This window comes from Geodermatophilus chilensis (genome assembly GCF_002802985.1).
GTDB lineage: Bacteria > Actinomycetota > Actinomycetes > Mycobacteriales > Geodermatophilaceae > Geodermatophilus > Geodermatophilus chilensis.
The window spans coordinates 1-14618 of the sequence record NZ_NVPT01000137.1 but is presented as its reverse complement, the minus strand read 5'-3'; the positions used below and the strand labels follow the sequence as shown (position 1 = coordinate 14618).

16 protein-coding genes are annotated in these 14618 nt (G+C 74.2%); 5 read left to right on the top strand and 11 right to left on the bottom strand.

Features of this window, described 5'->3' with window-relative positions:
• The 10 genes from CNO22_RS20045 to CNO22_RS20000 form a co-directional block, all read right to left on the bottom strand.
• Positions 1-1114, bottom strand: a 1114-nt coding sequence (locus CNO22_RS20045; RefSeq protein WP_100501032.1) for a CaiB/BaiF CoA transferase family protein, incomplete at its 3' end; no start/stop codon positions are given.
• A complete protein-coding gene (locus CNO22_RS20040) occupies positions 1111-1536 on the bottom strand; it encodes an acyl-CoA dehydrogenase family protein (RefSeq protein ID WP_157937029.1) in 426 nt (141 codons plus the stop codon). The genes CNO22_RS20045 and CNO22_RS20040, both read right to left, overlap by 4 nt.
• A complete protein-coding gene (locus CNO22_RS20035; protein WP_100501030.1) occupies positions 1533-2156 on the bottom strand; it encodes a hypothetical protein in 624 nt (207 codons plus the stop codon). The genes CNO22_RS20040 and CNO22_RS20035 overlap by 4 nt, the downstream gene beginning before the upstream one ends.
• Positions 2153-2932 (bottom strand): enoyl-CoA hydratase-related protein, encoded by a 780-nt coding sequence (locus CNO22_RS20030; RefSeq protein WP_100501029.1) that lies wholly within the window; start codon positions 2930-2932, stop codon positions 2153-2155. Before CNO22_RS20030 ends, CNO22_RS20035 begins: the two co-directional genes overlap by 4 nt.
• Positions 2929-3804, bottom strand: a complete 876-nt coding sequence (locus CNO22_RS20025; RefSeq protein ID WP_100501028.1) for a 3-hydroxyacyl-CoA dehydrogenase family protein — start codon at positions 3802-3804, stop codon at positions 2929-2931. Before CNO22_RS20025 ends, CNO22_RS20030 begins: the two co-directional genes overlap by 4 nt.
• 28 nt (positions 3805-3832) lie before the next feature.
• A complete protein-coding gene (locus CNO22_RS20020; protein ID WP_100501027.1) occupies positions 3833-4711 on the bottom strand; it encodes a 3-hydroxyacyl-CoA dehydrogenase family protein in 879 nt (292 codons plus the stop codon).
• 40 nt (positions 4712-4751) lie between these two features.
• Positions 4752-5513: an SDR family NAD(P)-dependent oxidoreductase gene (locus CNO22_RS20015; protein WP_100501026.1), complete on the bottom strand. Its 762-nt coding sequence runs from the start codon at positions 5511-5513 to the stop codon at positions 4752-4754.
• Complete coding sequence (locus CNO22_RS20010; RefSeq protein ID WP_100501025.1) at positions 5510-6763, bottom strand: acyl-CoA dehydrogenase family protein; 1254 nt, start codon at positions 6761-6763, stop codon at positions 5510-5512. The genes CNO22_RS20015 and CNO22_RS20010 overlap by 4 nt, the downstream gene beginning before the upstream one ends.
• Positions 6760-7560 (bottom strand): enoyl-CoA hydratase/isomerase family protein, encoded by an 801-nt coding sequence (locus CNO22_RS20005; protein WP_100501024.1) that lies wholly within the window; start codon positions 7558-7560, stop codon positions 6760-6762. The genes CNO22_RS20010 and CNO22_RS20005 overlap by 4 nt, the downstream gene beginning before the upstream one ends.
• The gene (locus CNO22_RS20000; protein WP_100501023.1) at positions 7557-8837 is read right to left on the bottom strand and encodes a CaiB/BaiF CoA transferase family protein; all 1281 of its coding nucleotides are present in this window, start codon (positions 8835-8837) and stop codon (positions 7557-7559) included. Before CNO22_RS20000 ends, CNO22_RS20005 begins: the two co-directional genes overlap by 4 nt.
• A gap of 387 nt (positions 8838-9224) precedes the next feature.
• On the opposite strand from CNO22_RS20000, the gene CNO22_RS19995 reads away from it, so the two are divergent.
• From CNO22_RS19995 to CNO22_RS19975, 5 genes are all read left to right on the top strand, one after another.
• Positions 9225-10580, top strand: a complete 1356-nt coding sequence (locus tag CNO22_RS19995) for an MFS transporter (RefSeq protein WP_100501022.1) — start codon at positions 9225-9227, stop codon at positions 10578-10580.
• Between the two features lie 207 nt (positions 10581-10787).
• Complete coding sequence (locus CNO22_RS19990) at positions 10788-11522, top strand: FadR/GntR family transcriptional regulator (RefSeq protein WP_100501021.1); 735 nt, start codon at positions 10788-10790, stop codon at positions 11520-11522.
• A 420-nt stretch (positions 11523-11942) separates the two neighbouring features.
• Positions 11943-12905: an asparaginase gene (locus tag CNO22_RS19985; RefSeq protein WP_100501020.1), complete on the top strand. Its 963-nt coding sequence runs from the start codon at positions 11943-11945 to the stop codon at positions 12903-12905.
• 29 nt (positions 12906-12934) lie between these two features.
• Entirely contained in the window at positions 12935-13831 is an 897-nt protein-coding gene (locus CNO22_RS19980) for a polysaccharide deacetylase family protein (RefSeq protein WP_100501019.1), read from the top strand.
• Positions 13832-13835: 4 nt separating this feature from the next.
• Positions 13836-14162 carry a hypothetical protein gene (locus tag CNO22_RS19975; protein WP_100501018.1) on the top strand — a complete coding sequence of 109 codons (327 nt, stop codon included), beginning with the start codon at positions 13836-13838 and terminating at the stop codon, positions 14160-14162.
• Positions 14163-14311: 149 nt separating this feature from the next.
• Here the strand turns inward: CNO22_RS19975 and CNO22_RS19970 are convergent.
• Positions 14312-14618, bottom strand: a 307-nt coding sequence (locus CNO22_RS19970; protein ID WP_198588462.1) for an HNH endonuclease, incomplete at its 5' end; no start/stop codon positions are given.

Sequence of the window (14618 nt, the reverse complement as noted above, 5' to 3'; positions counted from 1 at the left end):
AGATGTGTAGAGGAGACAGGTAGGGCAGGGCGCGGGGCTCGCCGCGGAACTCGTCGACCACGGGCACCGGCAGCGCCGCGACGTCGAAGCCGTCGCCGGCGACCCGGTGCGCGGACTCGGTGCGCAGGGCCTCGCTGTCGGCGGCCTCCTGGAACGTCGCGACGACGGAGCAGCAGACGTCCTCGCCGTCGAACAGCCGGCGCCAGTGCTCGGCGGGGTGGGCGGCGATCCGCGCGGCGACCGCGGCGACGACCTCGGCCTCGCGGCCCGCGTCGGCACGCAGGTCCTCCGGCAGGTCGAGGAGCTCGCAGAAGCGCGCCCAGAACCGGTCCTCCAGCGGCGCCGCCGCCACGTGCCGCCCGTCGGCGGTCCGGTAGACGTGGTAGCGCGGGCTGCCCCCGGTGAGCAGGTCCCGACCGGGTTCGGGCCACGTCCCGCTGCCCGCGTGCGTGGCGAGGTAGCCGTAGGCCAGGGTGGCGAGGTTCGGCGTCATCCCGATGTCGAGACGACAGCCCTCGCCGGTGGTCGCCCGCCGGAACAGGGCCAGCAGGATGTTCACCACGGCCGGGTAGGTGCCGCCGGCGATGTCGGCGATGACGGTGGGCGGCAGGTGTGGGTCCCCCCGGTCGTCGACCACGGCCCCGAGCAGGCCGGACTCGGCGAGGTAGTTCAGGTCGTGACCGGCGCGCGTGGCGGTCGGGCCGGTCTGCCCGTAGCCGGTGATGGAGCAGTAGACGACCGCCGGGTTGACCGCGCGGAAGGCCTCGTAGCCCAGCCCCAGCCGATCCATCACGCCGGGCCGGAACTGCTCGACGACGACGTCGACCTCGGCGGCGAGCTCCAGCAGCCGGTCGCGGACGGCGGGGTCCTTGAGGTCGACCGCGACGCTGCGTTTGCCGCGGTTGAGCAGCGCGTAGTTCGCCGAGCTCTCCCCCAGGCGCGGGACGTAACCGCGCATCTCGTCCCCGCGCGGCGGCCGTTCCAGCTGCAGCACGTCCGCACCCGCCTCGGCGAGCAGCAGCGTGGTCAGCGGTCCGGGCAGGAGGGTCGAGAAGTCGAGCACCCGGATGTCGGTCAGTGGTGGGGCCGGCCGGGCGCGCCCGTCGGCGGTCACGCGTCCAGCCCCACGAGCGCGCGGGCCGCTGCCCGCGCCGACTCCGTGGCGCGGGTGGCCGCGCGCAGCGACACGGCGTCGCGCAGCAGCCCCTCGACGGCGTACTCCGCCATGTAGCCGTAGCCCCCGTGCGACTGCACCGCGGCCGCCGCCACGTCGAGGGCCAGGTCGCAGGCGGGCGCGAGCGCCGCGGCGGCCGCCCGGGCGTCCTCGATGCCGGTGGCGAGAGCCGTGGCGAGCACCGAGCGGGCGGCGGCCTCCTGCGCCGAGAGCGACGCCCGGACGGTCGGCAGGTCGGTCAGCGGTGCCCCGAACTGCTCGCGGGTGCCGCTGTGGTCGAGGGCGGCTCGCGCCGCGGCCCCGGCGATGCCCGCGGCCACGGCGGCTGCACCGACGTCCAGCAGCGTCCGGGCGCGGGTCACCCGGGGGCCGTGCACCACCGCGTGGTCGGGTACGCGGCGTCCAGCCGGCAGCCGACGGTGAGCGCGCCGTCCAGGCCGGTGCGCCGGAGGGTGGGACCGAGGACGACCCCGTCCGGCGGCACGAGGACCGCGGTCTCCCGATCAAGCAACACCACGACGTGGGGCTCGCGGCCGGCCGGGTCGAGCCGGTCGAGGGTCCCGGTGAGCCGGCCACCGGTCAGCTCGACGGTGTCGCCCTCGGCGGGGTCCACCGGGCAGACGGCGACCGGTTCCCCGGCGTGGATGCCCGCGAGGAGTCCGGCGGCCTCCGGGCCTGCGGCCGAGAGCACCATCGCTGCGGCGTGGGCCTGGACCGACGCCCAAGCCAGGGCCGGCCAAGTGCCGGCCAGCCGGGCCAGCGCCACCAGGGTGGTCGGCAGGTCGGCGCCGCCACCGCCGCCGGCCTCGTCCGCGCCGAGGGTCCAGAGCGCGTGCTCGGCCAGTGCCACGCGCGCGGCGTCGACGTCGTCGGGCCGGTCGTCCCCCACCCGGGTCAGCCGGTCCCCGGCGAGGTCGTCGACGAGCTGGAGCACCGCCCTCTGGTCCTCGTCGAGCGGCGGGCCCCACCAGGCGCGGCTCACGACCAGAACTTCTCGGGGTCCGGCCGGCGCCTGGCCGCGAACGCCTCGCCCAGCTCGTGGGCCTCGCGGGTGGCCAGGTACAGGGTCAGCTGCTGGTCGTGCGCCATGCGCGCCTGGCCGAGGACCCCGTTGTGCCGGGCCGAGAAGGCTGCCTTCAGCCCGCCGATGGCCAGCGGGCTGCGGGTGGCGATCTCGGCGGCCACCTCCTGGGCCCGCTGCACCGCCTCCCCCGCCGGCACGACCTCGTTGACCAGCCCCATCTCCAGCGCCTGGGCCGCGGTGTACTTGCGGTTGAGGTACCACATCTCCTTGGCGCGCTTCCGGCCGACGGTGTCCTCGAGGTACCAGGTGCCGTAGCCGGCGTCGAAGCTCCCGACCATCGGCCCGACCTGCCGGAACACGGCGTTCTCCGCGGCGACCGTGAGGTCGCAGACGGTGTGCAGGACGTTCCCGCCCCCGACGGCGAAGCCGTTGACCGCGGCGACGACCGGCTTGGCGATCGTGTCGATCGCCTCGTACACGTCGATGATCGGCAGCACCTGGGAGTAGTCCAGGGACGTCGTCTCGTCGTGCTCGCCGCCGATGCAGAAGAACCTGTCCCCCGCGCCGGTGAGGACGGCGGCCCGCAGCCCGGGGTCGGTGCGGAAGCGCTGCAGGGCGTCCTTGAGCTCGAGCAGGGTCTGTGCCCGCAGCTTGTTGCCGGCCTCGGGCCGGTTGATGGTGAGCGTCAGGACCGGGCCGGACGTCTCCACCAGGACGTCGGTGTACCCGCTCACCGGGCCTCTCCCTGCTCCTCGGTGCCGACCCGAAAGCCGCGGCCGCTCTTGGCCCCGAGGTAGCCGGCGGCCACCATCTGTGCCAGCAGCGGAGGCGGGGCGAACTGCGGGTCGAGGGTCGCCGCGTAGGCCGACTCCGTGGCGTGCCTGTGCACGTCGATGCCGATCAGGTCCAGCAGCGCCAGCGGGCCGAGCTTGTAGCCCAGGCCCAGCTGGATGGCGACGTCGATGTCCTCGGCGCTGGCCAGCTCGTCGTCGTACTCCTGGACCACGTCGTTGAGGTAGGGCATCAGCAGCCGGTTGACCAGGAAGCCCGGGCGGTCCTTGACCTCGACCGGTGACTTGCCGATGTCCTCGACGAACGCCACGAGGTCGGTGATGACGTCCGCGTCGGTCTGCAGCGCGCGCACGACCTCCACCACCGCCATGAGCGGCGCCGGGTTGAAGAAGTGCAGCCCCGCCATCCGCTCGGGTCGGGGCAGGGCGGCGGCCAGGTCGGTCACCGACAGCGCGGAGGTGTTCGTCGTCAGGACGGCGTCCTCGCCCACGACCGTGGCGACCCGGCCCAGCAGCTCGGCCTTGACCTCCCGGCGCTCGGTCACCGCCTCGACGACCAGGTCCACGCCGGCCAGGTCGGCGACGTCGGTGGTGCCGGTGATCCGCGCCAGGACGGCGTCGCGGTCGGCCTCGGTGGCCTTCCCGCGACGGATGCCCCCGTCGAGGAAGTCCCGGACCGCGGCGACCCCCAGGTCGATGCGCTCCTGGCCGGTCTCCAGGACGACGACGTCGCGGCCGGAGGCGGCGACCACCTGGGCGATCCCGCCGCCCATCGTGCCGAAGCCGAGGACGGCGACCCGCTGGAACGTCCGCATGCTGCTGCTCCCTCCCTGTCCGGCCGGCTCAGGCACCGAAGGACCGGGTGCTGTCGTAGGTGTAGAAGCCGCGACCGGTCTTCCGGCCCAGGTCACCGGCGGCGATCATCCGGTCGACCAGCGGCGGTGGGGCGAAGCGCGGCTCGCGCAGCTGCTCGTACAGCCGCATGGAGACGGCCTTGTGCACGTCGAGGCCGACGACGTCGAGCAGCTGGAAGGGCCCCATCGGGTGGCGCAGCGCGCCCAGCACGGCCCGGTCGATCGACTCGACGGTGCCGAGGCCGGCCTCCAGCGCCCGGATGCAGTTGTTCTCCCACGGGATCAGGAACCGGTTGAGGATGAAGCCGGGGCGGTCCTTGGTGATGACCGTGGTCTTGCCGACGCCGTGCAGGAACTCCAGGGAGCGCTTCGTGGCCTCCGAGGCGGTGTGCCGGCCCTCGGCCACCTCCACCAGCTTCATCAGCTGGGCGGGGTTGCAGTAGTGGGTGCCGACCACCCGCTCGGGGTGCCGGGAGCCCGCGGCGATCGCGGTCACCGACAGGGTCGAGGTGTTGGTGTGGAAGAGCGTGTCGCGGGAGACCACGTCGTCGAGCTCCGCGAACAGTGCGCGCTTGAGCTCGAGGTCCTCGAACACGGCCTCGACGACGACGTCGGCCGGGGCGACGTCGGACAGGTCCGTGCTGCCGGTGAGGTTGGCCAGAGCGGCGTCGGCCTGCTCCGGGGTGAGCTTGCCGAGCGACGCGCTCTTCCGCAGGAAGCCCCCGGCGTTGTCGAGGCCGCGGTGCACGGCCTCGTCGCTGACGTCGCGCAGGACCGTGCGGTGGCCGGCGCGGGCGGCCACGACGGCGATCCCGGCGCCCATGGTCCCGGCGCCGAGGACGGCGACGGTGAGCTGGTTCGGTGTCATCGGTTCTTCCTCCGTGCGGGCGGACGGTGCGGAGGGACGGTCATCGGGCCGTCTGGCCACCGTCCACGACGATCGTTTCCCCGGTCATGAAGTCCGAGGCCGGACCGGCCAGCAGGACCAGCCATGCGGAGAGCTCGTGCGGCTCTCCCATCCGGCGGGCCGGGACGGCGCGCAGGACCTTGGCCAGCGAGTCGGGGTCGGCCCGGACCGCGGCGTTCATGTCGGTGGCGAAGTAGCCCGGTGCCAGCGCGTTCACCTGGATGCCGTGACGGGCCCACTCCACCGCCATGGCGCGGGTGAAGGCGACGACGGCGGCCTTCGAGGTGCAGTAGGCGGCGTGGTCGGCCACCCCCGTGAACGCGAAGTTGGAGGCGATGTTGACGACCTTGCCCCGGCCCTGGGCGACCATGTGCCGCCCGGCCGCGCGGGTGGCCAGGTAGGTGCCGCGGACGTTGGTGTCCATGACCCGGTCCCAGGCGGCGGGGTCCTGGTCGAGCAGCGGCGAGCTGTCGATGACCCCGGAGTTGTTGACCAGGACGTCCAGTCCGCCCAGTTCGGCCACGGTGGTGTCGACCAGGTGCTGCACGGCGGTGGCGTTGGTGACGTCGGTCGGCACGGCCAGGGCCCGGCGGCCCAGCCGCTCGACGTCGGCCGCGACCTCCTCGAGCTGGTCCTTGCTGCGGGCGGCGAGGGCCACGTCGGCCCCGGCCTCGGCCAGGGCCATCGCCATGGCCCGGCCGAGCCCGCGCCCGGCACCGGTGACGACGGCGGTCCTGCCGAGGAGTGACGGGGCGCCGCTCACCGGAGCACGTCCTTCACGCGCGCGGCGGTGTCCCGGGCGACCAGCAGCCGTTGCACCTCGTTGGTCCCGTCGTAGATCTGGGTGACCTTGGCGTCGCGGAGGTAGCGCTCCGCGCCGAGTGCGGCCAGGTCGCCGAACCGGCCGAGCACCTTCGTGGCGGCGACCGCGACCTGCCAGCCGATGTCGGTGCAGGTCTGCTTCATCAGGCCGATGGCGCCACCGGCGGCACCGCCGCGGTCGACCTCGCGGGCCACCGACAGCAGCACCAGCCGGCCGGCGAGGATGCGCCCGCGCATGTCCGCGAGAGCGGCGGCGGCGTCGGCCGGCAGCGTCGGCCCGTGCGCCCGGTGCATCGCGGCCAGGGCGTGCGCGTAGGCGCCGCGGGCCAGGCCCACGCCCTGCGCGGCGGCGCTGATGCGCGACTTGGTCACCGAGCTGACCACGATCGACCAGCCCTCGCCCTCCGGACCGAGGCGGTGCGTGGCGGGGACCGGCGTCTGGTCGAAGAACAGCTCCGCGGTGCTGGACCCGTGCATGCCCATCTTGGTGAACGGCACGCCGCGGGTGAGGCCGGGCGCGTCGCCGTCCACGAGGAAGGCGGTGATGCCGCGGCGTCCTGCCCGGGGGTCCAGCGTGGCGAAGCAGACGACGACGTCGGCGCGGTCGCCGGTGGTGATGAAGGTCTTGCCACCGGTGATCCGGTAGCCGGTGACCCGGCCGTCGGGCCCGGTCTCGGGGACCGCGCGGGTCCGCAGGGACGACGCGTCGCTGCCGGCGCCCGGTTCGGTGACGCCGAGGGACCCGTAGCGGCTGCCGTCGACCAGGCCCGGGACGTACTCGCGGGCGAGCTCCGGGGTCCCGGCGTGCAGGATGGGGTACGCCGCGTGCATCTGGGTCATGTAGACCAGGCTCGTGGCGGCACAGCCGGCGGTGATCTCCTCCATCGCCGCGGCGTAGGCCACGGTGCTGTCCTGGGTGCCGCCGTACTCCTCGGGGACGAGCAGCCCGGCGAGCCCGGCGCGGGCCAGGGCCTGGTAACTGTCGTGGGCGAACGCGTGGTCGCGGTCGCGGTCGGACGCGCCCGGGGCGACGTGCTCGGCGACGACCTCCCGCACCCGGGTGCGCACCTCGTGTTCCCGGGGGTCGAGCAGCGCGTCGGCGACCGGCTCGTCGAGTGCACCGTGCAGGGCCAGGTAGGCGGCCGGCTCGCTGTCCAGGGCCAGCGGCTCGAGGGTGGTGGGGCCGCTCACGAGGACTCCTCCGTCGGGGTCGGGGCGAAGGCCGGGGTCCGCCGTTGCCGGAACGCCGCGATGCCCTCGGCGGCCTCGTCGCTGCCGGTGAGCACGCCGGCCAGGGCGCTCTCGAGGGCCAGCCCGGCCTCCAGTGGCACGTCGGCCCCGTGCCGGAGGGCGAGCAGGGCCGAGCGGACCGCCCGCGGGCCCCGTTCGGCGATGCGGCCGGCGAGTCCCAGCGCCGTGGCGACGACCTCGTCGGCGGGCACCGGCGGCACGGGGGTGAGTCCGAGGACGTGGGCCCGGTCGGCCGGGATCCGCTCGCCGGTGAGGATGGCGTGGGCGGCGACGGGGGCGCCGACCCGGCGGGCCAGCCGCTGGGTGCCGCCGTAGCCGGGCATCAGGCCGAGCCCCGCCTCCGGCAGCCCGAGCTGCGCGGTCTCCGCCAGGACGGCGAAGGTGCAGGCCAGGACCAGCTCGAAGCCGCCGCCGAGGGCCAGCCCGTTGACCGCCGCCAGGACCGGGACCGGCGACCGCTCGATGCGGGCGACCACCGCCTGCCCCTGGGTCAGCACGTCGTGGGCCTGCTCGGCGGACAGCCCGGCGAGCTCGTCGAGGTCCGCGCCCGCGCTGAAGGCGCGGGTGCCGGTGCCGGTCAGGACGACGGCGCGGACGCCGTCCGCCGCGGCTGCGGCCACCGCCCGATCGAGCTCCCGCAGCAGCTGCGCGTCGAGCGCGTTGTGCACCTCGGGACGGTCGATGCGCAGCAGGGTCACCGTCCCGTGCCGCTCGACGACGAGGGGGCCGGCGCTCACCGGGTCACCTGACCGGCGGGCTGCCGCGGGGCCTCCACCGCAGCGCCGTCCAGCAGCTGCCCGACCTCCTCGTCGGTGAAGCCGCACTCGGCGAGGACCTCGAGCGTGTGCTCGCCCAGGTCCGGGAAGCGCTCGTTGCGCGGCTCGGGCAGCGAGCCCAACCGGAAGGGGCTGCGCACCCCGTGGAGGGCACCGCCGCTCCCGGGCACCGGCAGGATCGCCTGGCGGGCGACCACCTGCGGGTCGCGCACCACCTCCGACAGCCCCTGGACCAGAGCAGCGGGCACGCCGGCCCGCTGGAGGACGTCGAGCCAGTGCGCGGCCGGGCGACCACGCAGGACCCCGCACACGGTGGCGACCAGTTCGTCCCGGTGGGCCCGCCGGCCGGCGTTGTCGCGCAGCCGGTCGTCGACGGCGAGCCCGGGCAGGCCGACGGCGGCACAGAAGCGCTGCCAGAGGACGTCGTTGCCCACGGCGATCACGACGTCCCGGTCCGCGGTGGGGAAGGACTGGTAGAGGGCCAGCACGGAGTCGGTGCCTCCCGACGGCGCGGGCTCCGGGTCACCGGCGAGGTAGGCGGCCAGGCGCGGTGCCATCAGGGCCAGGTCGGAGTCCAGCAGCGAGACGTCGACGAGGTCGCCGACGCCGGTGGTGCGCTGGCGCACCACCGCCGCGCAGACGGCGAGGGCCGCCGACATCCCGGTGACGATGTCCGACAGCGCCGTCGAGACGCGCTGCGGAGCGCCCCCGGCCGGACCGGTGACCGACATGAGCCCCGAGCGGGCCTGGGCGACGAGGTCGTACCCGGGCAGGTGCGCGTCAGGACCGGTCAGGCCGAGCCCGGACATCGCGCAGTAGACGAGGTGCGGCCGGCGGGCCAGCGTGTCGGCCGGCGCGAGGCCGAGTCGCTCCAGCTTCGCGGGGTTCAGGTTCTCGATGAAGACGTCGGCGCGGTCGATCAGTCGGTGCAGGACCTGCCGCCCCCCGGCCGTGCCCACGTCCACGGCGATGCTCCGCTTGTTGCGGTTGGCGGAGGCGAACCACGCCGAGGCGCCACTGGCGAAGGGCGGACCCCAGTACCGGGCGTCGTCCCCCGTGCCCGGGCGCTCCACCTTGACGACGTCCGCGCCCAGGTCGGCCAGGTACATCGACGCGGTGGGGCCGGCGTAGGAGGTCGACATGTCCAGGACCGTGAGACCTCGCAGCGGGGCCGTCGCGGGCCGGTCCGGACTCGCTGCGATGGTCACCTCGTGGCTCCTGTCGCTCGCCGCTGACATGGCCCGGAACGTAGGCACCGACGCACCGTCATGTCAATGTCGGACAATTGGTGGCGCCCGTGGACGGGCGCGACCCACCTGGTGCGCCGGCGGGTTTAGCTGGACTTCCCGGTCCGTCACGTCCCGCAGTCGCTCCGTGCCGGGATGTGGTCCTTGACACACCTGGTGAATGACAGACATTATTCGCCGGCACGCCGGGAAGCGGCGTCGCGGTGCAGCGGTCCCGTCGTTCCCCACGGGCTCGTGGTGGACCGGGCGCCGGCGGTCCTTCGCCTCGGCGACGGACCCGGCGGGGACGACCGATGCGCACGAACGCCGGCGCGGTCGAGGACCGCACCGCCACCAGGGCCGCCTCCGCGGAGCCCCTGTCAGAGATGAGGGAGAGGCATGACGTCGGCAGCCGGGACGACAACGGTGGAGCACGAACACGCGCGCAAGCACGCCCAGCGGGGAGCCTTCTTCGGCTTCTTCGTCGACATGTTCGACATCTACCTACCGATCATCGCCCTCGCGCCGGCGATCGGATACTTCATCTCCGCGGACCTCTCGCCGTCGGCGACGGCCATCGTGACGGGCATGATCTTCGCCGCCACCCTCGTCGGGCGGCCGCTCGGGGCGTTGATCTTCGGCCGCTACGCCGACACGAAGGGGCGCAAGAACGCCACCGTGGTGGCGGTGTCCGGGTTCGGGATCCTGACCGTCGTCGTGGGACTGCTGCCCGGCTACGAGACCTGGGGCATCGCCTCGGTCGTGGTGTTCGTGCTCCTGCGTTTCGTGATCGGCATCTTCGTCGGTGGTGAGTACACCGCGGCCAGCCCGCTGGCGATGGAGTACTCCCCCAAGGAGAAGCGCGGCCTCAACGGTGGCCTGATCATGACCGGCTTCCCGCTGGCCTACGTCGCGGTCGCCCTGATCACGCTGATCATGCTGCAGGTCGCCCCCGCCGGGTCGCCGGACTCCGCGTACGTCCAGTGGGGGTGGCGCATCCCGTTCTTCCTCGGCGGCGCGCTGGCCCTGGCCTTCGTCGTCTACTACCTGCGCAGCGTCCGGGAGTCGGAGCTGTTCGAGGGCAGCGGCGGTGGCGGCACGCCGGTGAAGGACCTGTTCACCGGGCAGAACCGCCGCAACTTCGTCCAGGTCTTCATCCTGATGACCGGCTTCTGGCTGACGCTGAACTGCGTGACGGCCATCCTCCCCGGACTGCTGGCCTCCGAGCTCGGCCTGGTCGGCACGGAGATCACCACCACGCTCATCGTGGCCTACCTCGTCGTCGCCGTCTGCTACGTGATCGCCGCCGTGGTGAGTCAGCGGATCGGCCGGCGCCCGTTCCTCATGGTCTGGGGCGGCGTCGCCGGGATCGGGGGGACGGCCGTCTACGCCGTCCTGCTGGCCATGCGGCCCGACAACCTGTTCGTGGTCATCTTCCTGGTGACCGTGATCGCCGTGCTGGTCGTCTCGGTGTGGGGGCTCACCACCGTCTACATCAACGAGCGGTTCCAGACCGGGGTGCGCGCCACCGGGTTCGGCCTGGGATACAGCCTCGCCGTGGTGATCCCCTCGTTCTACGCGTTCTACCAGTCCTGGCTCTCCGCGGTGATGCCGTTCGAGTGGACCGTGCTGCCCCTCCTGGTCATCGGCGCCGTCTTCATCACGGTTGGGGCGGCCATGGGCCCGGAGACCAAGGACGTCGACTTCGCCGCGAGCGACCGGCAGGCCGTCGAGGCGCAGCCGGCGACCCGCTGACGGTCGGCCGTGGCCCGCAGCGTCCCCGGGGGTCGGGTGTCCCCGGGGACGCTGCGGCGTCGGGGACGGCCGTTGGGGCGGCGTCCGGGACCTCGTCCGCGACCGCGGACGGGTGCCTGCGCCCGACTAGGATCGGTCGCACCATTGCGCCCCGTCGGCAGCGGCTGCGTGTGCAGGGTGCACCACGAGGAGCGAGGTGGGACGGCAGTGTCTGATCCGGTCGGGACACCCAAGACCATCGGGAAGAAGGTGCTGCGTCCCCGCCAGCAGGTCGAGGACCAGATCAAGGCGGCGATCCTCTCCGGCGCCCTCCGTGCCGGGGACCGGTTGCCCGGTGAGGTCGAGCTGGCGCGGCAGTTCGAGGTCAGCCGCACGACGGTCCGCGAGGCCCTGAGGTCGCTCTCGACGCAGAACCTCATCGTCACGACGCCGGGCGCCGGTGGCGGCAGCTTCGTCCGCAACGCCGACCACTCGTCACTGCGCGAGGTCCTCGGGGACTCGGTGCACAACCTCCTCGCGCTCGGCAGCATCGAGTTCGAGGAGGTGGCGATCGTCCGCCAACACCTCGAGGTACCCGCAGTCCGGCTGGCGGCCGTGCACCGCACCGACGAGGACCTGCGCGAGCTCCGCGCGATCGTGGACCTGCAGCGGTCCATCTCGGTGGAGGACCCCCGGGTGCCGACTCTCGACGAGCAGTTCCACGGCACCATCGCCCGCGCCTCGGGGAACCGTGTGCTGGCGTCCTTCGTCTGTGCACTGCACCTGGAGACCGAGCCGGTGCACTACCTGGACCTCAAGCCCGAGGTCGGCCAGGCCACGGTGCGCCAGCACCAGCGCATCGTCCGGGCGATCGCCGACCAGGACCCCGACGCCGGCGAGATGTCCATGATCGAGCACCTCACCTACCTCCGTGAGCACCTGCTGGCCTATCGGCAGCGCTGACCCGGTGGGCGCCCGGCCGGTCGGGTCTGCAGCAGCGCCCACACCACGCAGCGGGCCAGCAGGACGCCGCTGTGCGGGGTGGTGCACGGGGCGGTCTCCCGTGTGTGCGGGCGGAGGCGCGCCCGGCTCCGAGGCCCCCGGCGGCGGTCGTCCGGGCGACGGGGCGCCCCGGCGGGCCACCGCCCGCGCCGCCCCACGCGGGAGCCCCGTGGCCCTCGCGGTGAGCGACCCCCCATGACGGGCGGTGTCCGGTCGAGGACTCTAGGTGAGTCCGCGGGCGGGGCGTCAAGCCCCGGACGGACCGGTCCGGCAGCTGCGCAGGTCAGCGCCCGGGGTGGGTCCGATCAGACCCCTCCCCGAGGTGCGTGGCCCGGCGCGTCGTGGTCACCTGGGGCCTCCGCGCGAGGACGAGGAGGGCACGTGGCACGGGTCCACCTGCTGGCGACCGGCGGCACGATCGCCAGCCGGCGCACCGACGGCGGCCTGTCGGCCACCACGCCCGCCGCCGAGCTGCTCGCCGCCGCCGGTCCGCTCCCCGGCCTCGAGGTCACGGTGAGCGACCTGACCACGGTGCCGAGCTTCGCGCTCACGGGCGCTGACGTCCGCGGGCTGGTCCGCGAAGGGCGCCGGCACCTGGCCGACGGCGTCGACGGCGTCGTCGTCACCCACGGCACCGACACGATGGAGGAGTCGGTCTTCCTGGCCGACCTGGTGCACGACGACCCGCGACCGGTGGTCTTCACCGGCGCCCAGCGGCCGTTCGACGCGCCGGCGCCCGACGGCCCGGCGAACCTCGCCGACGCGCTCCGGGTCGCCGCCGAGCCCGCGGCCCGGGACCTGGGCGCGCTGGTCGTCTTCGACGGCCTGGCCTTCGCCGCCCGCGGGGTGCGCAAGCTGGAGACCCTGCGCAGCGCGGCCTTCGGCGCACCCGGCCGCGGGCCGGTGCTGCGGGTGGCCGGCGAGGCCGTCGTCTCCCTGGGGCGGCCGCCGCGGGCGCCCGCCCTGCCGCTGGACCTGGACGCCGAGCTGCCGCGGGTCGACGTCGTCGCCTGCGCCCAGGGAACGGACGACGCCCTGCTGCGCGCCGCGGTCGCGGCCGGCGCCGCCGGGGTCGTGCTGGAGGCATTCGGGGCGGGCAACGTCCCGCCGCCGGTCGCCGCGGCGGCCGCCGAGCTGGTGGCGGACGGCGTGCCCGTCCTGGTCTGCACGCGCGTGCCCTCGGGCTCGGTCGCGCCGCTGTACGCCGGTGGCGGGGCGAGCCTGGCGCGCGACGGCGCCCTGCTCGGCGGCGACCTGAGCCCGTGGCAGGGGCGGCTGCTGCTGGCCGCGGCCCTCGCGCTGGACCCGCAGGACCCCGGGCGGGTCCTCGCCGGCCGGCTCTGAACACCGACCGATCGAGAGGGGAACGCAGCATGGCCAGCGCACCAGGGAACAAGGAGATCTTCGTGTCCTTCGGCGTCGACATCGACGCCGTGGCCGGATGGCTCGGGTCCTACGGCGGGGAGGACTCCCCCGACGACATCTCGCGCGGCCTGTTCGCCGGCGAGGTGGGCGTGCCGCGCATCCTCGAGCTGTTCCGCCGCGAGGGGCTGACCCAGACGTTCTTCTGGCCCGGGCACTCCATCGAGACCTTCCCGGAGCAGTTCGACGCCTGCGTGGCGGCCGGCCACGAGATCGGCGTGCACGGCTACAGCCACGAGAACCCGATCGCGATGACCCGCGAGCAGGAGTCCGCCGTCCTCGACCGCTGCATCGACCTCATCGAGAAGCGGGCCGGACGGCGGCCCACCGGCTACGTCGCGCCGTGGTGGGAGTTCTCCCCCGTCACCAACGAGCTGCTGCTGGAGCGGGGCATCACCTACGACCACTCGCTCATGCACCGCGACTCCGAGCCCTACTACGTCCGGGTGGGCGACAGCTGGACGAAGATCGACTACTCGCAGCCGGCCGACACCTGGATGCAGCCGCTGGTGCGTGGCCGGGAGACCGAGCTGGTGGAGATCCCGGCGAACTGGTACCTCGACGACCTGCCGCCGATGATGTTCGTCAAGGCCAGCCCGAACAGCCACGGGTTCGTGAACCCGCGCGACATCGAGCAGATGTGGACCGACCAGTTCGACTGGGTCTACCGGGAGCAGGACTACGCGGCGTTCACGATGACCATCCACCCCGACGTCTCCGGGCGGCCGCAGGTGCTCATGGCCCTGGAGCGCATCATCGCCCACATCAACCGGCACGACGGCGTCCGCTGGGTGACCTTCGACGAGATCGCGCGGGACTTCCTGCGGCGGTCGCCCCGCCCCGCCTGACCCGGTGCGCGGCGCCTGCGGCAGCGGCCGGGCCGCCGCGCCGTGGGAGGACCTGCTGGCCGGGGCCGGCCCCACAAGGCGCGCCGCCCGGGCCGGCGCCGCGGGCCGGCTGCCGACCGGCGGACGGCTGCGCGTCACGGCGTGGCGCGGGGGCTACCTGCTCGCCACCGCGACCGGAGCCGCCCGCCCGGTCGCCTTGCTCGACGAGCTCTGGGCCGCCGCCGGTCCACCGCCGGCTCCCCCGTCGTCCGGGACGGCGGGGATCGGCGTTCTCGGACCCGACCCGCAGACCGCCCTCGCCGACCTCCTGTCCTTCGCATCGCGGAGTTGACAGCGGTGTGCCGGCCGGTCGGCGGTCATCGGCACCCGCCTCGGACGGCGCCGGAGCCGGAACTGCCGTCCGGCGCTGCTGGACCCCTTCGCCTGTCCCGGGTACGGACGCGTCGGCTCGTCGACATCTCGACACGTCAACCGGCCGATTCAGAACGGTGGTGGATCGTCGTCGGGCGACGTGTGGGGCGGCGGGCCGCCGGCCGGCCCAGATGGGTCGGGCTCGGGTGCGGGCCGGGGTGGTGGTCGCATCCCGGGTGGTCGGGTGGTGCGGGTGATCCCGGACGGTGTGGTGACGTGCAGGGTGCCGTCGGGGTCCATGACGAACCGCCAGCCGCGGGCGTGGGTCTTCAGCCGATGGTGGCTGCGGCACAGACAACAGAGGTTGGCGCAGTCGGTGGCCCCGCCGCAGGCGTGCGGGAGGACGTGGTCGCGGTCGGCCCAGCCCACCCGCTGC